Origin of the sequence: Lysinibacillus sphaericus (assembly GCF_000600105.1) — a bacterium.
GTDB lineage: Bacteria > Bacillota > Bacilli > Bacillales_A > Planococcaceae > Lysinibacillus > Lysinibacillus sphaericus.
Genome location: NZ_CP006837.1, coordinates 667,473 through 690,594, shown reverse-complemented (window position 1 = coordinate 690,594; position 23,122 = coordinate 667,473). Strand labels below are relative to the sequence as shown.

The following is a 23,122-nucleotide window of genomic DNA, read 5'->3' as shown; positions in this document are numbered from 1 at the left end:
GGTGTAAATAAGGATTTTTAAAATTATTATCAAAAAAAGCTTGAACGAAATTTCGTTCAAGCTTTTAATATTTCATGCTAACTAGTCAATTATTGTAATAATTGAAGAACACCTTGTGGTTGTTGGTTAGCTTGAGCTAACATAGATTGAGCAGCTTGCATTAAGATGTTGTTCTTAGTGAAGCCCATCATTTCTTTCGCCATATCAGTATCACGGATACGAGATTCAGCAGCTGTTAAGTTTTCAGATGTTGCACCTAAGTTGTTGATTGTGTGCTCTAAACGGTTTTGAACAGCACCTAAATCCGAACGTTGAGAAGATACTGCTTCTAAAGCTTTGTTAAAGTTTGTAATTGCTTTGTCAGCTTTTGATTGAGTATCAATTGTACCACTAATTTTTAATCCAGCTGTATCCATAGTAGTAATTTTTAATGTAATTGCTTGTCCTTCATTAGCACCAATATGGAATTTTTTACCAGAAAAAGTACCATCTAATAAGCTTTGAGTATTGAACTCTGTGTTTTTAGCAATACGGTCGATTTCTGATTTTAATGCTACAACTTCTTTGTTAAGTGCTGTACGGTCTGTAGATACGTTTGTATCGTTCGCAGATTGTACTGCTAATTCACGCATACGTTGTAGGATTGCGTGAGTTTCGTTAAGAGCACCCTCAGCAGTTTGGATTAAAGAGATTGAGTCTTGAGCGTTTTTAGTTGCCATATCAAGACCACGGATTTGTCCGCGCATTTTTTCAGAGATAGCTAAACCAGCAGCGTCATCACCAGCACGGTTTACTTTGTAACCTGAAGATAATTTCTCAAGGTTTTTAGAAGCTTGTGTGTTGTTGAAAGTAAGGTTACGGTGTGTGTTTAAAGCTGAAATGTTGTGTTGAATTCTCATTTGGAATTCCTCCTTGAATGTTTGTTTTTGTTATTCCACATCCGTGTGGAATATTGTCGGCTTAGGTTGTATGTATGTACTTCCCTTACCCTACACTTTATATATCGTAAGTAGTTGGAAAAGTTTAATAGTTTTTTAAAAAGTTTTTTATTTTTTATGTAATTAATTGAAGGATTTAATTTATCATAATAAGTAGCTACTATTTTTTCTTTAGCTGTTGTAAAAAATTCACTGAAGAAGATAGTGCTTCTTTATTTTGGGCTTGAATTGCTTCAAAAACTTCCGAACGATGTACTTTCACTGCTTTTGGGGCAACTATACCAAGTTTAATTTGGTCACCTTCGACAGCTAATATTTTAATTTCGATTTGATCGCCTATCATGATAGACTCATCTTTTTTTCGTGAAAGGACTAGCATTATTTCGCACTTCCTTCCAATGGCTGCATCGGAAAGCGTAATGGATAGATTTTGTTGTCTTGAAGAACGATTTGTTTCCCGCATTTCTTTTCTATATTTAAAATAACGGGTGCTAGCAAGTTAATCGTAGAATCTTTAAATGTTTCCTTCATTGTAACAATGGCATATGGAAGAACATCTTCTTCTTTTTCAATTTGTAATTGCGTTCGATCTTCATCGCTAATATCAAAGCTATAATCTGGTTTAAATGCAAAAGGATAGGCGACAACAAAACCGATTTCTTTATGCACAACAGATTGTAGTAATGCAAGGGGAAGGTCTGCATCGATTGGCAATAAAACGAATTCTCTTTCTTCCTCTAAGCCTAATAAGCCATGTTCAAACGTCAAAATATCTTGATTGTCTATTTCCACTTCACCTAAAAATTTAGTAGCAATTTTCATATTTTCCGTGCACTCCTTTAAATGACGACATCAATGTCAACATCTGGTCTTTGTATCATTGTACCAGTTACTTTTCCTGGTGTGTATTCATGGATTGGTTTGTTCACTTGCGCGTCAATAATTGGTTCTCTACGTTGAATATTGACGTCGGTTGTACCAGGCGTGTAGTCAATTTTAACAGAGCCAACAGAAGGTACAAATTTCACATTAAATTGCACCCGGTGGGGTCCGTGATTTTGCTTAGCGATATTTTGGATGGTTGCTCTACCTTGATCTTTTCCTGCATTCTCCATCATTTGTCGCCCTTCTCTAGCTCTGCGTGCCATTCCCTTCAATGCTTCTTGTTTGCCCTTTTGTGCATAATTGGCACTTGATTCTAATGGTCCAATTAACCCTAAGTCACGTCTTGCTTGTGACGAATCAATTTTTAATACACTGCGTGTTGTATGAATCTCAAGAGTTGCAGCAGGCTGTTCAATATGTTGGGTAGCTCTTGGCTGTTTAATATATTGCTGTGGCTTAGCAATATGAAGGTCAATTTTTGCGTCGGTTGTACGTATTTGGATTTGTGGGAGTTTCATCTATACCTCTCCTTTCAAGAAAAGCGTCTGAACAAAATGTTCAAACGCTTAATTTTATAGTGGAAAACTAGTGTTAAAATTATCTAATAAAATCGACTAAAGTTTGCTGAATTATTTTAGAGCCCACAGACAATGATGCCTGATGAATTGCTTCTGATGTTACCATTTGTGTTATAGCTTTTGCATAATCGACATCTTCGTTATTCGATAATTGCTTCGTCACGCTAATTTCACGAATTGATAAGCGATTTTCCATTAATTCCACACGATTTTGGCGCGCTCCCACATCGGCTTGAGCTTCCAGTATTTTATTATGCATGTTTGTAATATCATCGGATGTACTTGTAGTTGAAACGCCACCTAATGTAGAGCTGATTTCTTCTCCTGTAGCAAGCGGAACTCTATTCGGGTCTAACAGCCCAGAAATTTTGCTCATCATATCATCAACATTTTTAAATAAATCCTTACCAGCGGTATTTACGGTCATTTGAATGCCATCATATACTTCAATTTTTACATCTTCGGTATTGATATTCGCTGTGTTAATTGCCCCATTTAAAAATAGCGGTTGGCCAGTCTTTGTACCGCTGAATATATAACGGTCTCCTACTTTTGTGTTGGCTATATCTTGAATTTGTTTTTGAATTTGATCCATTTCAGATTTAATCTTCGCTCGATCATCTGGTGTATTTGTATCGTTTGCTGCTTGAATAACAAGCTCACGTACTCGCTTCATTTGTTCGCCTACTTGATTTAACGATTCGTCAGAAGTATCTAGCCAATTATTCACTTCATTCATATTTCGTGAATATTGTTCAACTTGTCCTAAATCACGTCGATAGCCCATACCTTTTACTGCTACTACTGGGTCATCTGATGGTCTTGTAATTTTAGAGCCAGAATTGATTTGATTTTGTAGCTTCGACAGTTTTCCGTAATTGTTATTTAAGTTCAGAAGCATGTTATTCGATAACATAGATTGTGTTACGCGCATGTTTGTAAAAGCTCCTTCCTTTTTGTCAAATTAGATTCGTTTAGATTCCTACACGACCCATGCCGTTAATAATTTTGTCTAATGTTTCATCGACGACAGTAATCATTCGAGCATTGGCGTTATACGCTTGTTGGAATGTAATCATATTGGTCATTTCTTCATCCAACGATACGGAAGTAATTGCAGCACGATTATTACCGATTGTCACAAGCAATGTTTCAGAAGTTCCGTTTAAGCGCGCTGCTTCTTCTCCATCAACACCCAGCTTCCCAATAATTCCTTGATAAAATGATTTAAATGTTGCGCCATCTAAATTCGCTTGAACCTTTGATTGGATATTCGACAGTTCAAGTGCCCACTTACCGTTCCCTTCTTCATTTGCCCCTGTAGAAGCAGCCAATTTCGATGAATCTTTTATCAGCGCATCATTTACTTTAATATTGCCTGCAGACAATGGTTTTGTATTATCTATCGGTTCAAAGAAATCGAGTGTGCTTTGAGCACCAGTGAAATCGAATCCTTGCTTATGCATTGCATTAAAGACATTAGCAAATTCCGAAGCTAATTTGTCAATGTTAGCCATCGTTTCAGGATAATAGCCTTTCGGACCTGTTGCACTTTCATAACCGTATGAATCAATTACAGATAATAATTTACCTTTGCCAGGCTCAAGCTGGTCATATGTAATCGTTCCTGAATCTGCTGTACCTGAGCCGTTTACTTTAATGTTTGTAAAAAGATTCGCTAAATTTGTACCATCAATTTGTGTAGTACCACTGTTGACTTCAATATTCGCAGCATCTTTACCATTAACTAATTTAATTTCTGTATTTGTGCCATATGGCTTAAAAATAACCGTCACACTACCTTCGGCTACACTAGAAGCAAGCCCTCCTGAAGGAACACGTTCAACTGAAACTGGTATATAACTATTTAATTCATCGATTAGCACATCGCGTGCATCGTATAAATCATTCGGTACATGACCATTCGGCTCAACCTCTTGCACTTGCTTATTAATAGAAGCAATTTGTTTAAGTAATGAGTTGATGCGATTTGTCGACACACTAATTTCGTTACCTATGTTGCCTTGAATCGTCTTTAGTTGCGTATCCATATAGTTAAAGGATTGTGCTAAATGATTGGCACGCTCAATCGCCACTTTACGTGATGAGGCATTTTCTGGAGTAGCACTTACATCTTGTAGACCTTTCCAAAACTGTTCCAATGCTGCATTTAAACCAAATTTAGATGGTTCATCCATAATATCTTCCATTTGAGAAATAGCATTCGAACGTGATTCCCAGTAACCTAATTTATTCGTTTCTTGACGGAATTGTCGATCGATAAACTCATCGCGAATGCGTTGAATGGAGCCAGTTTCTACCCCTGTTCCCATATGACCAGGGTAATTTGGTGTATTTAAACCTGCTGTTGGAAATCCTGGTGTAGCTTGCATGTTTACTCGTTGACGTGAGTAGCCAAGTGTATTGGCGTTCGAAATATTATGACCTGTTGTATATAGAGCTGATTGCTGTGTAAATAAACCGCTTCTACTTGTTTCTAAGCCCATAAATGTTGAGCGCATTCTTGTTCCTCCCTTTAATCACGTTTTAATAAAATTATGCTTGAGAATCGAAGTACGATTTTTTTGCCATTGTATTCGTACCGCGCACTTCACGCCCCGAATAATTCATTTGCTCAGGACGCGGACGCAGCGCATCTAATGTCAGATTGACGAATTGCAATGATTGAAATACTAATTTTTGATTGAGTTCATTTTGTTTGCGTAAATCATTAATAATTGACATGAGTCGATCGCGAACAGCTGATAGTGTGTCTTTTTCAGCATTTTGTTCAGCAGCTTCGATGACATCAGCGACAGTCATTTTGTCAGTGGACGCAACTCCTTTTGCTCCCAGGTATTGTGTTACCTGTATCTGACGCTGTTGCTCGAGCTTATCGATAGCCGCTACATGCGCCTGCTCATCCTTGAGCATTTGGTCAAGTGCTTTCATATCGCCAGTTTTTATGATTTCTGTTTTTTTATAGGCTAGTTCGAGCAAGCTTTTATGCATTCTTTCTAGCTTTATTAATGTAGAACAAATCGTCTCTACAGACATTTTGCTAAACACCCTTTCTGTTATTTCCTAGAAACGATAGTATTTCAGCATATCTTCAGCAACTTTGCGCGCATTGACCTTATATTCTCCAGAATCAATATCTGCCTTTAGCTGTTGTACACGCTCTGCACGTTCTGCACTGTAAGTAGTAACACCTTGCATGTTCTGAGCGGCTTTTGAAATTTCAATTTTGTCAGCAAATGACGCTTTATTTGTGTCAGATTTCACATTGCGTACTTGATTTTTATAGGCATTTACCGCATTAACACCATAAGATGTGATTTTCATGTTCATCCCCCTATCTTAAAAGCTTATCTTACTATTATTTCGGATTGTCTCCAACAATGTTAAGTTTTCAAATATAAAAAAGTGTGCTAATTTTGTTTAAAATTAACACACTTTCGCTTATCAACCATCTTGTAAGGTGTAAAATTTATCTTTATTGCGCATTTCACGAAAATTGACGTGATGTCAACATTATTTTTTGCGTTCAGCATGATAAGTTACTTTATCACGTTGTTCTACGCTATCACGAAACTCCTTCGCTGCCTCAAATGTGCGAAGTTCAGCCTTTAATTCATCTTGGCATTTTGTACATAATTTTCCCGTTGTCGTTAAATGGCCGCAGTTATCACATGGATAACCTAAGTTTGGAAACATTGCAGGCTGTAAACGACCTTTGCGCACCCATTTATATAATAAATCTTCTTCAGCACCAGTTGCCTCAACAATTCGTTCTACTGTCGCAGCGCGATTTTCACGCTTGCGTAAAAAACGATAAACAATTTGATATAATTCCTCTTCAGATTGTGCACATTTATGACATACTTCTCTGACCCCTGTATAATTAAAAAACTCATTACACTTTGGACAATTTCGAACCTCAGCCATCTTTTCTTCCTCCTCTTGCCATGATCACTATCTAATTGTACGAATCCTAAATTCGTAATCTATTATACATGATGTGTTAGCATTTTCATCCATTAATTAAAGTGAAGGTTCGAACATTTCGGGCCCCCGCTTCTAGTAAAACTTGTTTGGCATGCCGTAGTGTTGTCCCTGTAGTTTTAATATCGTCAAAAAGAAGGTAATCTTTATGCATAACTTGGGCTTCTGGTATTAGACGAAAAAGCGGAGCTGATTGTATACGCTGCTCTCTATTTTTTGAACTTTGTGTTTCTACTGTTACTTTTTCTAGAAGTTGAGTAAATGAGGTATTAGCTGCTTTTAAGAGCTCCTCCGTATGGGAGAAGGTACGCTCCTTTTGCTTCATAGAATGCATAGGAATCGGTATAATTATCGCCTTTTCCTGTTTGAATCTTGCATATAACTCCTGGCGAAATACTTTAGCAAGTGCAACATCTTGTAGAAATTTATATTGATGTAAATATACTTTCATTGCATCATTATATTGATAAAGTGCCGTTGCTGAAGTGGAACGTACAAATTGCCCTTTACACTTTTCACAAATACATGGTGGAAAGCATCTTAATAAAAGCGTTTGCCAAGAAGGCACAAAATGCAATGGCTGTCCACATAATAAACAAAACTTATCTATTTTATTCATTGTTTGAACCCTCTTTATTGTTAGCTAAAATCTTCTGTCGAGCTTCATCCATTGCCAAAGTCACTCCATGATGAAATAAAACAACTTCCCCATTCGTATAAGAGGCATGTCTTCCTACACGTCCCGCAATTTGAATAAGTGCGCTCGCTGTAAAGATTGTAGACTCTGCCCCAACAACAGCAACTTGTACATTTTTTATCGTAATACCTCGTTCTAAAATGGTTGTCGTTAGTAATCCAGGAATTTTTTCATCGTGTAACTGTAGTACTTTTTGTTTCCTCTCTGGATCTTTAGCATGTACTGCTAATATATTTGCATGTATCCTCTGAAACAGTGGTATTGCCATATTTAGCAGTTCTACTGTCGGGAAAAATATAAGAAATGGCTCATTTTTCGCAAGTCGTTCTTCAGTCCATGTTTTGAGTTTTCGAGGAAGTTTCCCTCGCTTTATATTTTTTTCATAGCCCCATAGCGAACAAAAATATGGCACTGGCAATGGCTTGTGATGGTATCGATTTGGGATAAAAGAATAACTGTTTTTATATTGATTAATTAATGATTGGGAAGGTGTAGCTGTAATAAAGTATATTGGTGCATCAATTGTTTTAGCTTTTTGCACTGCTCTTTCTAATGTTGCATCATATGCATAAGGAAATGCATCCGCTTCATCAACAATCATGACATCAAACGCTCGTTCAAAACGATACAGTTGATGAGTCGTTGCTAGAATTAGCTGTGCAAAACCAAGCTGCTTTGGCGCTCCACTATAGTACGCATGGACAATAGTTTGTGGAAAAGCTTTTTGAAAGCGAGGGAATAACTCCAATACTACATCTGTACGCGGTGCGGCAATGCACACTCGTAACCCTTTTTCTAACGCATAATGTACAGACTGAAAGAGCAACTCTGTCTTTCCAGCCCCACATACTGCATTCAATAAATGAGATTTTCCTGCTATTACACTTTCTAGTAGTTCATCGGCTGCTCGTTGTTGTTGTGCTGTCAATTGCCCTGTCCATTGAAGGGGATGCTGCTTAATTCGACATGCCTTCGGTCCTTTCCATATGAGCAACGGTGTGCAACTGCTTACTCTGCCCATCTTCAGACAATGCCTGCAATAAACACATCGCTGCAGACATTTCGAGCATTCATACTCAACAAAGTCATGTGGATTGTCATTATAGCAACGATTACATCTTAAGCGAGGTATTTTTTGAATACCATCTATTATAAAAAAGTATTTTCTATTAATAGCCTGCTCCATATCATATTTAGCAAATGGTGTATGCTCCTTTAACCAAATTCGTCCCTCATGGAAGTCTCGTAATGCGGGAGGCAACAGCCATCCTTTGTAGTTCATGTATCTAGCTCCTTTCTTTTTGTAATGTTGGTTTATTGCGATTGGTATGATTTTAATGGCGATTCTTCACTGCGCCTATTAAGCAAATAAAAAAGCCCCTACAACAAGTTGTAGAGACTTTTACTTATTATTTTTTTGTCCAACCAAGACCCATTGCACCTTCACCTAAGTGCGTGCCAATAACAGGTCCGAAATAGCTTAATTTAAAGTTTACGTTCGGGTAAGTCGTAGCAAGTTGTGCTAACCATTCCTCGGCTTCTTTTTGGCAATTACCGTGAATAACTACAGCATCCATCTTGTCATACTTGTTTGCATCTTCAGCCAATAACTCTTCTGCACGCTTTAGTGCTTTCTTACGTGTACGAATTTTTTCAAACGGTACAATGACCTTGTCCACAAAATGTAAGACAGGCTTTACTTGTAATAAGCCCCCGATTAATGCAGCTGCTGAAGACAAACGCCCTCCCCGTTGTAAGTGCGCTAAGTCATCTACAATGAAGTAAGCACGAATATACTGCTGCATGTCCGCTAATGCTGCTAGTATTTCCTGTGCTGAACAACCTTCCGCAGCCATTTCAGCCGCGCGTAGCACATAAAATCCTTGAACAGCGCAAGAAATCTCGCTGTCAAATGGATACACATCAATACCTTCCACCATTTCTCCTGCTTGGACCGCACCTTGATATGTACCACTTATACCACTCGATAAATGAATGGAAATTACTTCGTCATAATCATTTGCCAACTCTTCAAAGAGTGAGGCAAACTCACCAATGGGTGGTTGAGTTGTTTTGGGGAATTCTTTTGCACCCCTTACTTTATCATAAAACTCAGATGCAGTAATATCTACTTCCTCTGCGAATAACTCACCTGAAATGTTTACACTTAACGGAATCATACGAATGTTTAAGCGCGCGCGTTCTTCTGGCGTAATGTATGCAGTACTGTCTGTTACGATTGCCGTCCTCATTCATTTCCACTCTCCTATGTTCCAAGTTTACCTCAAAAAGAAATGAATGTGAATTGAATTACGAAATCTCGTAATGACGTCAGGAATTGACTTTATCACTACAAGTTCAGTCCGTAACATACACTAGATTTCAACTTTACTTTGCCATAAGACTCAAATCTAGCGTTCATTTCACATTCATCTTCTATGTATAGTAAAGGGAATAATTTCCCCTTATTGATTGCCCGTGCTAGATTTAGTATCATCTCCAATATAAAAGACGCTCGTTACCTTCCACTTTCCATCTTCTTTGACAAATACCGTTACTTGGCGTCCAGCGCTTTCATGTTCGACGTTAGTTTGCACTTGAAGTGAGTGTGTTGTCATATTGGCAAATACTTGCGCTTCATCCTCATTATACTTTGCAATGGTCACATTTGTTACATCACGTTTCGTATCAAATTGAGCAAATACTTCATCTGCGAATACTTTCTCTTCATCATAATTAAAGCCTTTTGGATCCTTAGATATCGTGTCCATATAACGATCAATTTCTTCATCATTGAACGCGGCAATATATTCATCAAACGCCGCTAAAATTGCTTTTTCCTCATCAGCCGGCACATTTGAAGCTTTTTTAACCTCTTCGCCCATCATTTCAAAGCCTACCGTACCGTTTTCAATTACCTTTTCACGCTCTTTTGCCGTTAAATCTTCATCTTTATTGCCACAGGCAGTTAACACTAATAAGGTTAAAACTGCTAGAATACTTTTCTTTAACATCATAAAACCTCCCGCGCAATATTGTAGCATATAAATGCTTAAGTAGGAATTTTGTTGCGCATTTTCAACTTTTAGGTGCTTATTTCATTAAAAGACGTCTTTCCAATAAAAATGTTGCATAATAAAAAAACTGTCTTAAAAACTACTTTATCTTTTAAAGTAGCTTTTAAAAACAGCCTTCATTACTACTATGCAATTATCGTACTTCAACCCAACCATTTTTAATAGCTGTTACAACAGCTTGTGTACGGTCGTTTACGTTCATTTTTTGTAAAATGCTTGAAACGTGGTTTTTTACCGTTTTTTCTGAAATAAACAGTGTCTCACCAATAGTACGGTTAGATTGTCCATCTGTAAGTAGTTGTAAAACTTCGCATTCACGTTTTGTTAATAAATGGAATGGACGGCGAATTTCTGTTTGATGGAAGTTGCCTTTGTTTTCATGCTCAGACAGACGACGGAATTCTGCTACTAAATTTTTAGTTACTTTAGGATGTAAGTAAGAACCGCCATTTGCCACTACTTTAATCGCTTCCACGATTTCGTCTGCATCCATCTCTTTTAGCATATAGCCAAGCGCGCCTGATTTTAGTGCATGAGTTACGTATGTTTCATCATCATGAATCGATAACATGATGACTTTTGCATCTGGAAATTCTGTAATTAAATCTGCTGTTGCCTCTACACCATTTTTACCTGGCATATTTATATCCATTAAAACAACATCTGGTTGATTTTCCGCATATAAATTTACTACATCTGTGCCATCGTCACCTTCTGCAATTACATCAAACGTATCTTCAAAATCTAAGATACGTTTCACTCCTTCTCGGAATAGCTGGTGATCGTCTACAATAATAATCTTCGTCATTAGTCTTTACCCCCTAAAATTCTGCAACACATTTCTTTACTCTACTTCTAACGGAATTTTAAATAATACAGTAGTGCCTCGATTTATCTCACTTTCAATTGAGATTGTACCATTTAATATTTCAATTCGTTCTCGCATTCCTAAAATACCAAAGGAATGATCTTTCACAACTTTTTGATCGAACCCTACGCCATCATCTTTCACGACAACATTTACCGCATCGTTCAACCATTCAAGTTTTACCCAAATATCCTTACATTTCCCATGCTTCATGGCGTTTGTTACACATTCTTGCACTAAGCGAAAAATGGATACTTCATAATTTGAAGGAATACGTTGTTCTGTGCTTCTTGACTGAAAATGAATTTCTACTCCTGGATTATATTCGGTCACAGTCGACAAATATTTCTTTAATGTCGGCACAATGCCCAAATCATCCAGCGCCATAGGTCGTAAATCATAAATGATGCGTCGCACCTCTGACAGTGCATTACGCACAGTTTTCTTCAAATCAGCAATTTCAGCTATAGCGTATTCAATGCCCTTCTCTCGATACGTTCTTTCTATTAAGTCCGTACGCATTAAGACATTGGCCATCATTTGAGCAGGTCCATCATGAATTTCTCTTGATAAACGTTTTCGCTCTTCTTCTTGTGCAGCGATGATTCGAATACCAAAATCTTGCTTCATTTTCGCTTGTTCAAGCGCTAACCCAACATTTTTTAAATCAGACGTTAAATAATTTAAAATAACATTTACTTGATTGACAATATGATCAGCACGTTCAATTGTATCGAGTAAGCCTCTTAAACGTCGCTCTAAATCATCTCTTTTGTCGCGAAGTTGCTTTTCTTGTGTTTTAATGACGGAGAGCTTCAATTGAAAATCATGTGCCGTTTCATATGCATCTCTAACTTGTTCTTCGGTATAATTATCAAAAGCTTTACTCACTAACACAAGTCTTTGCTTAGCAAGCTGCGTGCTTTTTTCTAAAGCATCGCCTTCATCGATGACAATTGAAATTTGTTTTCGAACAATTTCTAGCTCTTGTTGCATATCTTCAAAGCTTCTTCGGCTTTGTTCACTTATAATGAAAATATCATCTTTAGAGCTCATAATTGTTTCTAACATTCGATTGAATACGTCATCAAGCGACTTTAAATCGAAGGTATCATTTGAAAACATTGTGTACTCCCCAGTCTAATGTCCTTATTATCACATAGTATTTTGAAAGACCAATTTCATAGAATCTAAGTCTAAACCTATTATAGCATCACAATGCTAAAAATTAATGCTTTTTCTTTATGAAATTTATAGCATACAACCCTATTTTAAAGGAGAATGACACTTATGAGAGAGAACTATTTAACTGTAAAAGGCTACGGAGAAAGCGAAATTATAATATCTAAATCTCGCTTTCTTACTTATATAGAACGCGCTGAAACCGAAGAGGATGCAATGACTTTTATAGAACGCATAAAAAAAATGCATCATAATGCGACTCATAATTGCTCTGCCTATATTATCGGCGAGCATGATCATATTCAAAAAGCGAATGATGATGGGGAACCTAGTGGCACCGCTGGCGTCCCTATGTTAGAAGTCTTAAAAAAGCAAGGCTTAAAGGATACGGTCGTTGTCGTCACACGCTACTTCGGTGGCATTAAATTAGGCGGCGGCGGTCTTATTCGTGCTTACGGTAAAGCAACAACAGAAGGATTACTCGCTGCACAAGTTGTCGAACGAAAACTTCATCACCTTATGAAAATTGCAATTGACTACACATGGCTTGGAAAAGTGGAAAATGAGGTTCGCAACTCTGGATATTCTTTAGAAGAAATTAACTACTTGGAAGGTGTCGAAATCATTGTTTCGGTGTTAAAAGAGGAAGAAGATCAGTTTCGTCATTGGATGACAGAACTTACGAATGGGCAAGCAACAATCACTTTTGAGCATGCGCAATTTATCGAATTTATTGTGAAATAAATAGTTTTAATTGTCTAATCCTGAAGGTCCATAGTATAATTTTAATATTGAGCTCGCTTAATCAATTACGCCCATGTGCTAATTTGAATAAATTTTAGCTCAATTGCATAATTATTCCCAAAATCAAGAGGAGAATATACCATATATGAAAAGAACGAATGTAAAAAAGAAGAAGAGGTCTTCTAAAGCTTCTTTGATTATAAAAGTAGCATTACTTCTAGTTGCTAGTTTACTAATTTGCGTTACGGCCTATGGTGTTTATATTACAAAGCAAGCTGAACACGCAGCCAACTCAGCACATGAAGTATTAGAAGGTCGAGATGTCTCTGCTTTACGAGAAGAAAAAGTAGAGCCAGTTAATGATAATGTGTCGATTTTATTTGTTGGTGTCGATGATAGTGAAAATCGTGGGCAAGGTTCTGAAAACTCACGCTCAGATGCACTGATTCTTGCAACTTTAAACAATACTACGAAAACTATTAAAATGTTAAGTATCCCTCGTGATTCTTACGTTTATATCCCTTCAGTAGGCTATAAAGATAAAATTACTCATGCCCATGCGTTAGGTGGTACGCTTTCGACAATTGAAACGGTTGAAAAACTTTTTGATGTTCCGATTGATTACTATGTCCGCATGAACTTCAATGCGTTTATTGATGTCGTGGATGCTTTAGGTGGTATCGAAGCAGAAGTACCATATGCTCTACATGAAAAAGATGAATTTGATCGTAATACAATCAACCTCAAGCCAGGTTTACAGCATTTAAACGGTAGTCAAGCACTTGCACTTGCACGTACACGTAAGCAAGATAGCGATATCCAACGCGGTATACGTCAACAAGAAATTTTAACTGCTATCACAAATAAAGTAGCATCTGTTGATTCTATTACAAAATACGACGATGTTATTAAAGCAATCGGCGATAACATGAAGACAAATATGACATTTAGTGAAATGAAATCCTTCCTGTCTTATTTAACAAAAGGTAAGCCACGTATTGATTCATTAACATTAGAAGGTAACGACGATATGTCTACAGGTGTTTATTATTATCAATTAGACCAACAATCAGTTGATGATGTATCTGAAATTCTTAACAACCACCTTGCAAGAAAAAAATCGTCTTCTGCTTTAACAAATAGTAATACTGATAAAGACAATGCAGCTGGCGATGACAGTTCAACAAACGAGTCAGCGCAATAAAAATAAAAAGCCTTTCCACTATCGAAGTTTGATAGCGGAAAGGCTTTTTTGTGTATCAGGTTCATTACCCGCGAAATCTAGTGTTTTACCCGCGATTCACGATACTTTACCCGCGAAAACCATATTTTACTGAAAAAAAACTGTAGACGAACTCAAATTCGAGTTTGTCTACAGCAGTTCTTTTGTTATTTATTGAATATCCGCATGAAATTTAATAGCGGTTTATAGTTTTTACCAGCAAGTCCAATGACTTCAACAAAAATTTCGATTGCAATTAAGATGACCGTAATTAGTAAAATAGCTCCCCATAACTTTGCCATTGAGAAGATAATGGCAGCTAAACCAAACATCATTGCAATGCCATAAATAATAAGTACCGTTTGTCGATGTGTAAAGCCCATATCCAATAATCGGTGGTGTAAATGAGATTTATCTGGATCAGACCATTTTTTCTTCATTCGGTAACGACGAACAATTGCAAAGAATGTATCAGAAATCGGTACACCTAGCATAATAACTGGGATAATTAACGAAATGATTGTAAAGTTTTTATATCCTAATAAAGCCAAGACAGAAATCATAAAGCCTAAAAATAATGCCCCAGTATCTCCCATAAAGATTTTAGCTGGATGGAAATTATAAAATAAGAAACCAATTGTAGCTGCTGCTAAAATTGCTGCAAAGGCTAATACGAACATATCGCCCATTATAAAGGCCATACCAGATAAAGTAATAAGTGCAATAGAAGAAACGCCTGCAGCTAATCCGTCTAAGCCATCAATTAAGTTTATTGCATTCGTAATACCAACAATCCACAATATAGTGAACGGAATACTTAGAAAACCAAAATCTAATTGCCCACCAAATGGCAAGTTAATGAAGTCAATTTGAATACCGCCTACAAAAATAACGATTAGTGCAGCAACTATTTGACCGAGCATTTTTGCCTTCGCTGATATTTCACGCATATCATCAATGACACCTGTTGCTACAATAATACAAGCTCCGATAATAATCGCTAAACTATATTGACTTTGTGGCTGTAGGACCGCCACACCTATTAAAAACGCAAGGAAAATTGCCAGACCACCGAGCCTTGGCATGATACGTGCATGTACTTTTCGATAGTTTGGCGCGTCAACGGCACCTATTCTAAACGCTAAACGTTTAACTAGTGGAGTTAACAAAATGGAAGCAACGAATGCTGCTATTAAAGACACGTAAAGCATGTCTCTCCTCCTCAAAAAAATAATCTACATTTGAATCCAATTTGATTATAGCACGAACATGCTCTGAAATATACTTTTTCTAATCATTTTCCGCTATTTCACATTTTCCATTTTTCTCTATTATTCTACCTTTATTACTTAATGTCAAATGTAGTCATCATTCGTAAAATTTGATAGAATAATGATGTGTCTAGCATTTAGACAACTTTAAAGGAGCGTAAATTCATGTTCTCAATTTTTAAACGCAACAATGAGCAAACAAGTGCTCGTCAATTAAAACGCTACTATAAAATAGTAGAACAAATTAATAATCTTGAAGAAAAATACGTCAATAAGTCAGATGCTGAGTTAAGAGAAATGACTTTTATTTTCAAGGATCGCTTAGATCAAGGAGAACCAATTACATCCATTATTCCAGACGCATTTGCAGTTGTACGCGAAGCCTCAAAACGTGTTTTAGGAATGCGTCATTTTGATGTACAGCTAATTGGCGGACTCGTATTAACTGAAGGCAATATTGCTGAAATGCCTACAGGTGAAGGGAAAACGCTTGTTGCTTCACTTCCCTCTTATGTACGGGCATTAGAAGGCAAAGGTGTTCATGTCATTACAGTAAACGATTATCTTGCGAAACGTGACTATGAGCTTGTTGGACAAATTCATCGTTTCCTCGGTTTAACAGTCGGCTTAAATGTACCGATGATGGAACCAAATGACAAAAAAGAAGCTTATAACGCTGATATTACGTACGGTGTCGGTACCGAATTTGGTTTCGACTATTTACGTGACAATATGGCACATAGCTTAGCTGATAAAGTACAACGCGCTTATCATTTCGCCATCATTGATGAAGTTGATAGTGTGCTTATTGACGAAGCGAAAACGCCATTAATTATTGCCGGTAAGATGCCTGCAAATGATGAATTACACCGCATTGCAGCTATGTTAGCAAAACGCTTTAAAGCAGAAGAAGACTACGACTTTGATGATGAAACAAAGGCCACTTCTTTAACGGATAAAGGCATTGAAAAAGTTGAGGCTGCCTTTAATGTTGACAATTTATACGATTTAGAACATCAAACACTTTATCACTATGTGATCCAAGCGGTTCGTGCACATGTCATGTTCAAGCGTGACGTCGATTATATCGTGAAGGATGACAAAATCGAGCTTGTAGATATGTTCACAGGTCGTATTTTAGAAGGTCGTTCTCTTTCAGATGGCTTACATCAAGCAATCGAGGCAAAAGAAGGCGTAACGATTACTGAAGAAAACAAAGCACAGGCACAAATTACAATTCAAAATTATTTCCGTATGTATCCGAAGCTTTCGGGAATGACAGGAACTGCGAAAACACAGGAAAAGGAAATCCGCGAAGTGTACGGAATGGAAGTTATTCAAATCCCTACAAACCGACCACGTCAACGTGTAGACCAACCTGACATTATTTTCAAAACACAAGCAGCGAAATATAAATTTGTAGCTGCCGAAGCAAAACGACGCCATGAAAAAGGGCAACCTGTTTTAATCGGTACTACGTCCATTTTGCAATCTGAAACCGTTGCAGACCATTTAAAAAAGGAAGGCTTAAAATTCCAATTACTGAATGCCAAAACAGTTGAGCAAGAAGTAGAGCTAATTTCGCAAGCTGGTCAAAAAGGTCGTATTACGGTTGCAACCAATATGGCTGGTCGTGGTACAGATATCGTGTTAGGTGACGATGTCCATGCCCTTGGTGGTCTTTACGTAATTGGTACAGAAAAACATGAAAGCCGCCGCGTGGATAATCAGCTACGCGGACGTTCTGGTCGTCAAGGTGACGTAGGTGAAAGTCGCTTCATTCTCTCTATTGAAGATGATATGTTCCGCCGTTATGCAAAAGAAGAAGTTGAAAAATTCACAGCAAAAATGATTGTAGATGAAAATGAAGTCATCCAAAACAAAGATGTTCAGGAGCTTATCAACCGTACACAACGTATTGTAGAAGGCTCACAATATGGCATGCGCGAATACAATTTAAAATTAGACGATGTTATTAATGATCAACGTACTGTTATTTATGGTTTACGTGACAAAATTTTAGCTGGTGAAGATGTAATGGGAGAGCTGCAAAAAATGCTGCGTGAAACGGTCGATTTTGCAGTACGCGATGCTGCACCTGAAGAGCTCCCTTCTGTAGAATGGAATTATGACCAAATGGAAAGTGCATTGAATTCATTATTCATTACTCCGGTTACAATTGATCGTGAAGTTGGCAAAGTAAAACAAATTCTAGCGGATATACAGCCTTCTGAACAAGAACTGCTAGATCATATGGAGAAATTCGCAGAAAATGATGAAGTCATGACGGTTATTCCACAAGTAATGTTGAGCTATATAGATAGTGGCTGGGTGAAACATTTAGAAGCAATGGCTCATTTAAAAGAAGGTATCGGCTTACGTCACTATCAACAAGAAGATCCGATGCGCATTTACCAACGAGAAGGACTTGAATTGTTTGGAAAGAATTTCCAAGAATTGCGTCGTTCTATTATTATTGAAATTACAGGCTTCATGAAAATGGTTGAAGGACAACAGGAGGTTTAATAATGGGTTTATTTTCATTCTTTAAAAAATCAGATAAAATCGTACAAGAAAATACAATTGACTCAAAAGATTTACTAGGAAATGCGTCTACAAATAAAGGGGACAATCGTGATGTTGTAACGAAGCTGTCATTCCATCCTGAATGGAATGTACCACAAGAACAAAAGTATATTTTTAACTTCCTTGCAAATGAGCTAGAGCCATTAAAACCGAATCAATTATCGCTATCTTCTATTAGTATTGAAGATGAGCCACGCACAGGTAAATGGCTTGTTCGTGCATTTTTCCGCTCATCATTAGCCGAAGCAATTGAGTTAGGTGAAATTGAATTATTCATTATGGATAAAAACGATGAGCTTGTAGCATCTAAAAAATTCGATTTTAAAGCGCTAGGCACAATTCCAGCTGAAAGTGCTCGTCCATGGGTTTTTGAATTTGAAAAATCAACGATCAAAGTAGACGAAGTGCCAGAAGATGGTTGGAAAATCGCATTTAACCTTGTATCTTTACGCGGTCACCAATTAGAATTAGATCCGTCATGGGAACAACAATTACCAGCAGCACAAAAAGAAGAACTTGCTAAAATCGTTAATACTTTACCGAAATTAGGTGAAACAGAAGTTAACTTTACTGGTCTGCAAGCAAAACTTGCTGATAATGGTAACCTGAATGTTTCAATCTTTATCCGTAACGGTCACAATAAAGCAATTAATCTAGAACAATTACCGCTAGAAATTATCGACGCAACAGGTAAACAAATTGCCAAAGGATCATTTAAAATGGATCCAATCCTAACTGTCCAACCAAATTCAACAAAACCTTGGACATTCATCTTCCCAGCTGAACTAGTTGATGCACAACAAGCAGACTTATCTCGCTGGACAGCACGTGTAACACAATAATAATAAATGAAATCCTTCTTTCTACGGAAAGAAGGATTTTTGATTTCCTAGATGTACGGAGCGATTTGCCCTGGTTTACTGGCGATTCTCACGTTGTTAGTGGCGATTGACTCATTCAATCAAATAAAAAAGCGATTTTTGCCCTAATGCAAAAATCGCCTGTTCATTATTTTACTGTATCGAATCGTTTATACCCTACTAATCTAGTTGACCAATAAGAGTACGTCACATCCGATAGTTCCACACCATCTGTACCCGCATGGATAAATTTATTATTGCCAAGGTAAATACCCATATGAGAAATGCCCTCTTTATAAGTATTTTCAAAAAATACTAAATCCCCTGGCACTGGATTTTTCACATGTGTTGTACTGCCATTAAAGTAGCCTTCGCTGCTATCTCTCGCTATTTTCACACCACTTTGATTGAATGCATAATAAATAAACCCACTGCAATCAAGACCTTCAGGCGTATTACCGCCATAAAGATAAGGTGTTCCAATTAAAGTATTCGCCACTTCCACTGTCTTTTTGTAAATAGCTTGTCCATTCGCTGTAGGATCTTTTGTTGTTACTTTTGATGGAGTCCCCGTATCTGTAGTTACATTATTATGTACTGTATCATCCTCGGGTACGACAGCTACTGGAGAAATTTTCAATACTTGTCCAATATAAATCGTGTCGTTCTCTATGCCATTCCACTCTTTTATTTCCTTTATTGTCACATTATATTGCTTGGCGATTTTTGATAATGTATCACCTTTCGCAACTGTATGAACAGCAGTTGAAGGTTTTGAAGGTGTAGTAGTTGTTGGTTTTGAAGGTTTTCCTGTTTCAGCTGTTGCCTGCTTTGTAATTTCTAACTTTTGTGCTACATAAATCGTATCCTTCGATAGATTATTCCATTTTTTTATATCTTGTATCGTCACTTGATGACTTTGAGCGATTTTGGATAACGTATCGCCTTTTTGTACTGTATATGTTGCAGCTTCAGCATTTTGTATCGCAAAAAATGAAGTAGCAATAGTGCTTAAAGCGAGAATTCTCAATTTTTTTGATTTAAGCATATCCAATAGCCTCCGTTCATGTTAGAATATTTCCTTGTGTGTCTATCATACTAAAGAATTGTCAAAACAAAAATCGGAAATACTGACTATTTTTCAAACAATTTATCAATCCTATATAATACTACAGAATCCGACTGTTTAGCATTACTGTAATAATTGCAAGTTTAATAGTCCTATGATAACATACATTTCTGTATTTAAAATTTTTAGAAAGTTTTAGCTTTTCAATTATAAAGGAGTTTTTATTATTTATGAGAAACATCTTAGTTTTCATCAAAGAGAATTTAGCTGTAGGCTTATTACTTTTTGCCTTGTTCTTAGGGGCAGGTAATATTATCTTTCCACCGTTGCTCGGGCAACAAGCTGGTGAACATATTACAACAGCCATGGTTGGCTTTTTAATAACAGGCGTAGGCTTACCTTTACTGGCAATCGTTGCAGTTGCAAAAGCAGGCGGCGATTTACAACTACTTGCCAGTCGTGTTCATCCAATTTTCGGTATCATATTCACTTCAATTGTCTATTTAGCAATTGGGCCGTTCTTCGCTGTTCCACGTACAGGCTCTGTGTCATATGAAATCGGCATTGTGCCATTTCTTTCAGAGGCAGCACAAGAACATTGGGCTCCACTATTCATTACATCTATAGTATTTTTTGCTTTAATACTTTATTTAGCATTCAACCCATCGAAACTTGTCGATCGTGTAGGGAAAATTTTAACCCCTGCGCTCTTAATTGTTATTTTACTACTAGCTGTTAAGAGCTTTATTACCCCAATGGGTGAATCAGGCACAGCGGTTGGAAATTACACGGATTCACCATTTTACGAAGGTTTTGTACAAGGCTATTTAACGATGGATGTTCTTGGTGCTCTCGTATTTGGTATTGTTATTTTACAGGCATTACGTGGTATGGGAATGAACGATACTAGAAAGCAAGTCAAAACAACCATTTTTGCAGGGATTGTTGCTGCTATTGGCTTGGCCTTTGTTTATATTTCACTTGGCTATATTGGCAATACAAGCATTGGAGCAATTGGTACATCTGATAATGGTGGCGTCATCATTGCAAAATCAGCAGAATACCTTTTTGGCGACTTTGGCAGTATTATTTTATCGGTTACGATTTTATTAGCTTGTATTTCTACTGCTGTTGGCTTATTAACAGCCAATGCACAGTTTTTCAATAAGCTATTTCCACAAATCTCATATAAAACATTTTTAATCGTCTTTACGTTATTTAGTGTAGCAATTACAAATGTTGGATTATCGACAATTATTAATACTTCACTTCCAGTATTATTGATTATCTATCCGCTTGCAATCGTACTGATGGTGTTATCACTTGTCGATCATTTCTTTAAAGGTGGACGAATTGTTTATGTGTTGGCGTTAATTCCGACATTCTTTGTCAGTCTTTACGATGGCTTAAAACAGATGAAAATCACGTTTACTTCTTATGAGAATATTTTAAATATTTTGCCACTGTATGAGCAAAGCCTTGGTTGGCTTGTTCCTGCAATGATTGGTACAATTATAGGTTTTATTATTCATAAGCTTTTTAAGAAAAACTAAACTTCAAACAATCAGACACGTCTTCCTTTTATAGACGTGTCTGTTTTCATTCGCTGTAATTTGGTAATTCATGTATAATAAACATAAGTCATTAGAAAAGAGGTGTCTTATGAAAAAAGTATTATGGTCCTTCATTTTTATTCTGAGTGTTATCCTATTTCCTTTATCAAACGCTTCTGCTGCAAATAACGAACAGCAACTCGTTGAGGAAATAAAGGAAATCATTACGGAAAATTATGTTGGTAAAGTAAACGGTAACTTACAAAATGCGAAAACTATTTCAGAAATCATTAATATGTTAGACCCTTACTCAACATATTTTACTAAGCAAGAATTTGAAGAATTTATGAATAGCATTAATATGTCGACAATCGGTATTGGTGTTGTTATTGAAGAGCATGATGACGGCATTCATATTTTACAAGTAATTGAAGAAAGTGGAGCAGCTGAAGCTGGTGTCGTGGCAGGAGATATAATCATCGGCATTAATGGTCAATCCATTGTAGATAGCTCAACTCAGGAAGCCTCTTCCCTGCTAATCGGTAATGAAGGCACCGATGTGCAAGTTAAGCTATTACACGAGAATGGGACTACTTCTACTAAAACTATTACACGTAAAAAATTCACACTACCAAACGTAGAATCTGCTTTATTGTTTGGTGATGTTGGCTACATAGCAATGTCTTCTTTCTCTGAAGATGGCGCACAACTAGTGAAAGACGCACTGACTCAGCTTAAGCAACGTGGTGCTACTTCTTTTATTTTAGATTTACAAAATAATGGTGGGGGCTATGTTGCAACAGCTGAACAGCTGACTGGATTATTCCCAAAAGCAAAAATCGCCTATTTATTACAGGAAGCCCATGCCTCTTATGAAGTGCGTGCAGTACAACAAAACATGAAATTCCCAACAGATACACGTATTTTAGTAAATCGCTATAGTGCAAGTGCTTCAGAAATGCTTGCAGCTTCGTTACAAGATCAACAATCGGCGATTCTATATGGTGAAACTACTTATGGTAAAGGCGCAATGCAAGGTTTCTTTGAATTACATGACGGTAGTTATTTAAAGCTTACTGTGGGTAAATTTACAGGTCCTGCTGGTCAAACGATTAACGAAGTAGGCGTGAAACCAACTATTCAAACGAAGACTGCACCACTCTTCCAAGCTCATTACGATGCCATTAAAGCACAATACAAAGAGTATCAGGAACTAGTAAGCCTAAAAAATGTACCAACTACAAAAACATTTGTAGTTAAGTTTTCGCAAGCCTTCACTTCACCAATTCCTGAAGGCAGTGTACAGCTTATTGCTTTAGGCGGAGACGAAATTCCAATTACTACAAAAGTAGGAAAAGACAATTCCTTACTCGTTACACCTAAAAATCCTTTGGGAAAAGGCCAAGAATATATGTTGCTCGTTCATCCAACTATTCAAAAACCTACAGGTGACAAACTGCAAAAAGGTATTTATCTTCATATTGCAGTAACTAACTAACAACAAGCCATGAATAAAAGCGTTTGATTGTCGCTCCAAAGCGGGAATCAAACGCTTTTTTTAATAACCAGCCCTTTTATATGCCCCAA

The 23,122-nt window shown here is 37.1% G+C and carries 23 protein-coding genes; 6 read left to right on the top strand and 17 right to left on the bottom strand.

From position 1 onward, the window contains the following. Nucleotides 1-89: 89 nt before the first annotated feature. The 15 genes from T479_RS03145 to T479_RS03075 all read right to left on the bottom strand — a co-directional run bounded on the left by T479_RS03145 (nt 90) and on the right by T479_RS03075 (nt 12,173). A complete protein-coding gene (locus T479_RS03145; protein WP_025218639.1) occupies nt 90-899 on the bottom strand; it encodes a flagellin N-terminal helical domain-containing protein in 810 nt (269 codons plus the stop codon). A gap of 199 nt (nt 900-1,098) precedes the next feature. Then, the gene (gene csrA / locus T479_RS03140) at nt 1,099-1,317 is read right to left on the bottom strand and encodes a carbon storage regulator CsrA (RefSeq protein WP_025218638.1); all 219 of its coding nucleotides are present in this window, start codon (nt 1,315-1,317) and stop codon (nt 1,099-1,101) included. Beyond that, nucleotides 1,317-1,760 (bottom strand): flagellar assembly protein FliW, encoded by a 444-nt coding sequence (gene fliW, locus T479_RS03135; protein ID WP_025218637.1) that lies wholly within the window; start codon nt 1,758-1,760, stop codon nt 1,317-1,319. The genes csrA and fliW overlap by 1 nt, the downstream gene beginning before the upstream one ends. A gap of 17 nt (nt 1,761-1,777) precedes the next feature. Beyond that, on the bottom strand, nt 1,778-2,341 hold the full coding sequence (locus T479_RS03130) for a DUF6470 family protein (protein WP_025218636.1): 564 nt from the start codon (nt 2,339-2,341) through the stop codon (nt 1,778-1,780). A 79-nt stretch (nt 2,342-2,420) separates the two neighbouring features. Next, entirely contained in the window at nt 2,421-3,335 is a 915-nt protein-coding gene (gene flgL / locus T479_RS03125; protein WP_025218635.1) for a flagellar hook-associated protein FlgL, read from the bottom strand. Between the two features lie 40 nt (nt 3,336-3,375). After that, entirely contained in the window at nt 3,376-4,923 is a 1,548-nt protein-coding gene (flgK, locus tag T479_RS03120; protein WP_025218634.1) for a flagellar hook-associated protein FlgK, read from the bottom strand. 34 nt (nt 4,924-4,957) lie between these two features. Continuing rightward, on the bottom strand, nt 4,958-5,458 hold the full coding sequence (locus T479_RS03115; RefSeq protein WP_025218633.1) for a flagellar protein FlgN: 501 nt from the start codon (nt 5,456-5,458) through the stop codon (nt 4,958-4,960). A gap of 27 nt (nt 5,459-5,485) precedes the next feature. Beyond that, entirely contained in the window at nt 5,486-5,746 is a 261-nt protein-coding gene (gene flgM / locus T479_RS03110; protein ID WP_024362470.1) for a flagellar biosynthesis anti-sigma factor FlgM, read from the bottom strand. 189 nt (nt 5,747-5,935) lie between these two features. Beyond that, nucleotides 5,936-6,349 carry a TIGR03826 family flagellar region protein gene (locus T479_RS03105; RefSeq protein WP_024362469.1) on the bottom strand — a complete coding sequence of 138 codons (414 nt, stop codon included), beginning with the start codon at nt 6,347-6,349 and terminating at the stop codon, nt 5,936-5,938. Between the two features lie 85 nt (nt 6,350-6,434). Continuing rightward, nucleotides 6,435-7,025 carry a ComF family protein gene (locus T479_RS03100; protein ID WP_025218632.1) on the bottom strand — a complete coding sequence of 197 codons (591 nt, stop codon included), beginning with the start codon at nt 7,023-7,025 and terminating at the stop codon, nt 6,435-6,437. Next, complete coding sequence (locus tag T479_RS03095; RefSeq protein ID WP_038509413.1) at nt 7,018-8,385, bottom strand: ATP-dependent helicase ComFA; 1,368 nt, start codon at nt 8,383-8,385, stop codon at nt 7,018-7,020. The genes T479_RS03100 and T479_RS03095 overlap by 8 nt, the downstream gene beginning before the upstream one ends. A 127-nt stretch (nt 8,386-8,512) precedes the next feature. After that, entirely contained in the window at nt 8,513-9,355 is an 843-nt protein-coding gene (locus T479_RS03090; protein ID WP_024362466.1) for a fatty acid kinase binding subunit FakB, read from the bottom strand. A 213-nt stretch (nt 9,356-9,568) separates the two neighbouring features. Beyond that, nucleotides 9,569-10,120, bottom strand: coding sequence for a nuclear transport factor 2 family protein (locus T479_RS03085; protein ID WP_227665408.1), 552 nt, complete (start codon nt 10,118-10,120; stop codon nt 9,569-9,571). Nucleotides 10,121-10,313: 193 nt separating this feature from the next. After that, nucleotides 10,314-10,988 (bottom strand): response regulator, encoded by a 675-nt coding sequence (locus T479_RS03080; RefSeq protein WP_024362464.1) that lies wholly within the window; start codon nt 10,986-10,988, stop codon nt 10,314-10,316. A gap of 36 nt (nt 10,989-11,024) precedes the next feature. Beyond that, nucleotides 11,025-12,173, bottom strand: a complete 1,149-nt coding sequence (locus T479_RS03075; protein ID WP_025218629.1) for a sensor histidine kinase — start codon at nt 12,171-12,173, stop codon at nt 11,025-11,027. A gap of 165 nt (nt 12,174-12,338) precedes the next feature. Here T479_RS03075 and T479_RS03070 point away from each other — a divergent pair, with 165 nt between their 5' ends. Continuing rightward, nucleotides 12,339-12,974, top strand: a complete 636-nt coding sequence (locus T479_RS03070) for a YigZ family protein (RefSeq protein ID WP_024362462.1) — start codon at nt 12,339-12,341, stop codon at nt 12,972-12,974. A 145-nt stretch (nt 12,975-13,119) separates the two neighbouring features. Further along, nucleotides 13,120-14,178, top strand: a complete 1,059-nt coding sequence (locus T479_RS03065) for an LCP family protein (protein ID WP_024362461.1) — start codon at nt 13,120-13,122, stop codon at nt 14,176-14,178. A gap of 185 nt (nt 14,179-14,363) precedes the next feature. On the opposite strand, the gene T479_RS03060 is transcribed toward T479_RS03065, so the two are convergent. Further along, entirely contained in the window at nt 14,364-15,407 is a 1,044-nt protein-coding gene (locus tag T479_RS03060; RefSeq protein WP_024362460.1) for a glycosyltransferase family 4 protein, read from the bottom strand. A gap of 225 nt (nt 15,408-15,632) precedes the next feature. Here T479_RS03060 and secA2 point away from each other — a divergent pair, with 225 nt between their 5' ends. Both secA2 and T479_RS03050 read left to right on the top strand, forming a co-directional pair. Beyond that, complete coding sequence (gene secA2, locus T479_RS03055; protein ID WP_025218628.1) at nt 15,633-17,993, top strand: accessory Sec system translocase SecA2; 2,361 nt, start codon at nt 15,633-15,635, stop codon at nt 17,991-17,993. Nucleotides 17,994-17,995: 2 nt separating this feature from the next. Further along, nucleotides 17,996-18,895 carry an accessory Sec system S-layer assembly protein gene (locus T479_RS03050; RefSeq protein ID WP_024362458.1) on the top strand — a complete coding sequence of 300 codons (900 nt, stop codon included), beginning with the start codon at nt 17,996-17,998 and terminating at the stop codon, nt 18,893-18,895. 166 nt (nt 18,896-19,061) lie between these two features. Here the strand turns inward: T479_RS03050 and T479_RS03045 are convergent, their stop codons facing one another. After that, nucleotides 19,062-19,961, bottom strand: coding sequence for a C40 family peptidase (locus T479_RS03045; protein ID WP_024362457.1), 900 nt, complete (start codon nt 19,959-19,961; stop codon nt 19,062-19,064). Between the two features lie 251 nt (nt 19,962-20,212). On the opposite strand from T479_RS03045, the gene brnQ reads away from it, so the two are divergent. Beyond that, nucleotides 20,213-21,535, top strand: a complete 1,323-nt coding sequence (gene brnQ, locus T479_RS03040; protein ID WP_025218627.1) for a branched-chain amino acid transport system II carrier protein — start codon at nt 20,213-20,215, stop codon at nt 21,533-21,535. 109 nt (nt 21,536-21,644) lie between these two features. Beyond that, nucleotides 21,645-23,033 (top strand): S41 family peptidase, encoded by a 1,389-nt coding sequence (locus T479_RS03035; protein WP_025218626.1) that lies wholly within the window; start codon nt 21,645-21,647, stop codon nt 23,031-23,033. Nucleotides 23,034-23,122 lie beyond the last annotated feature (89 nt).

Bases quoted from the DNA above. Each gene is read 5' to 3' on its own strand.
- brnQ (WP_025218627.1), top strand. From the start codon at position 20,213: ATGAGAAACATCTTAGTTTTCATCAAAGAGAATTTAGCTGTAGGCTTA.
- T479_RS03065 (WP_024362461.1), top strand. From the start codon at position 13,120: ATGAAAAGAACGAATGTAAAAAAGAAGAAGAGGTCTTCTAAAGCTTCT.
- flgL (WP_025218635.1), bottom strand. From the start codon at position 3,335: ATGCGCGTAACACAATCTATGTTATCGAATAACATGCTTCTGAACTTA.
- T479_RS03095 (WP_038509413.1), bottom strand. From the start codon at position 8,385: ATGAACTACAAAGGATGGCTGTTGCCTCCCGCATTACGAGACTTCCAT.
- T479_RS03070 (WP_024362462.1), top strand. From the start codon at position 12,339: ATGAGAGAGAACTATTTAACTGTAAAAGGCTACGGAGAAAGCGAAATT.
- T479_RS03050 (WP_024362458.1), top strand. From the start codon at position 17,996: ATGGGTTTATTTTCATTCTTTAAAAAATCAGATAAAATCGTACAAGAA.
- T479_RS03085 (WP_227665408.1), bottom strand. From the start codon at position 10,120: ATGATGTTAAAGAAAAGTATTCTAGCAGTTTTAACCTTATTAGTGTTA.
- T479_RS03045 (WP_024362457.1), bottom strand. From the start codon at position 19,961: ATGCTTAAATCAAAAAAATTGAGAATTCTCGCTTTAAGCACTATTGCT.
- flgK (WP_025218634.1), bottom strand. From the start codon at position 4,923: ATGCGCTCAACATTTATGGGCTTAGAAACAAGTAGAAGCGGTTTATTT.
- T479_RS03130 (WP_025218636.1), bottom strand. From the start codon at position 2,341: ATGAAACTCCCACAAATCCAAATACGTACAACCGACGCAAAAATTGAC.
- fliW (WP_025218637.1), bottom strand. From the start codon at position 1,760: ATGAAAATTGCTACTAAATTTTTAGGTGAAGTGGAAATAGACAATCAA.
- csrA (WP_025218638.1), bottom strand. From the start codon at position 1,317: ATGCTAGTCCTTTCACGAAAAAAAGATGAGTCTATCATGATAGGCGAT.
- T479_RS03035 (WP_025218626.1), top strand. From the start codon at position 21,645: ATGAAAAAAGTATTATGGTCCTTCATTTTTATTCTGAGTGTTATCCTA.
- flgM (WP_024362470.1), bottom strand. From the start codon at position 5,746: ATGAAAATCACATCTTATGGTGTTAATGCGGTAAATGCCTATAAAAAT.
- T479_RS03090 (WP_024362466.1), bottom strand. From the start codon at position 9,355: ATGAGGACGGCAATCGTAACAGACAGTACTGCATACATTACGCCAGAA.
- secA2 (WP_025218628.1), top strand. From the start codon at position 15,633: ATGTTCTCAATTTTTAAACGCAACAATGAGCAAACAAGTGCTCGTCAA.
- T479_RS03100 (WP_025218632.1), bottom strand. From the start codon at position 7,025: ATGAATAAAATAGATAAGTTTTGTTTATTATGTGGACAGCCATTGCAT.
- T479_RS03145 (WP_025218639.1), bottom strand. From the start codon at position 899: ATGAGAATTCAACACAACATTTCAGCTTTAAACACACACCGTAACCTT.
- T479_RS03080 (WP_024362464.1), bottom strand. From the start codon at position 10,988: ATGACGAAGATTATTATTGTAGACGATCACCAGCTATTCCGAGAAGGA.
- T479_RS03060 (WP_024362460.1), bottom strand. From the start codon at position 15,407: ATGCTTTACGTGTCTTTAATAGCAGCATTCGTTGCTTCCATTTTGTTA.
- T479_RS03115 (WP_025218633.1), bottom strand. From the start codon at position 5,458: ATGTCTGTAGAGACGATTTGTTCTACATTAATAAAGCTAGAAAGAATG.
- T479_RS03075 (WP_025218629.1), bottom strand. From the start codon at position 12,173: ATGTTTTCAAATGATACCTTCGATTTAAAGTCGCTTGATGACGTATTC.
- T479_RS03105 (WP_024362469.1), bottom strand. From the start codon at position 6,349: ATGGCTGAGGTTCGAAATTGTCCAAAGTGTAATGAGTTTTTTAATTAT.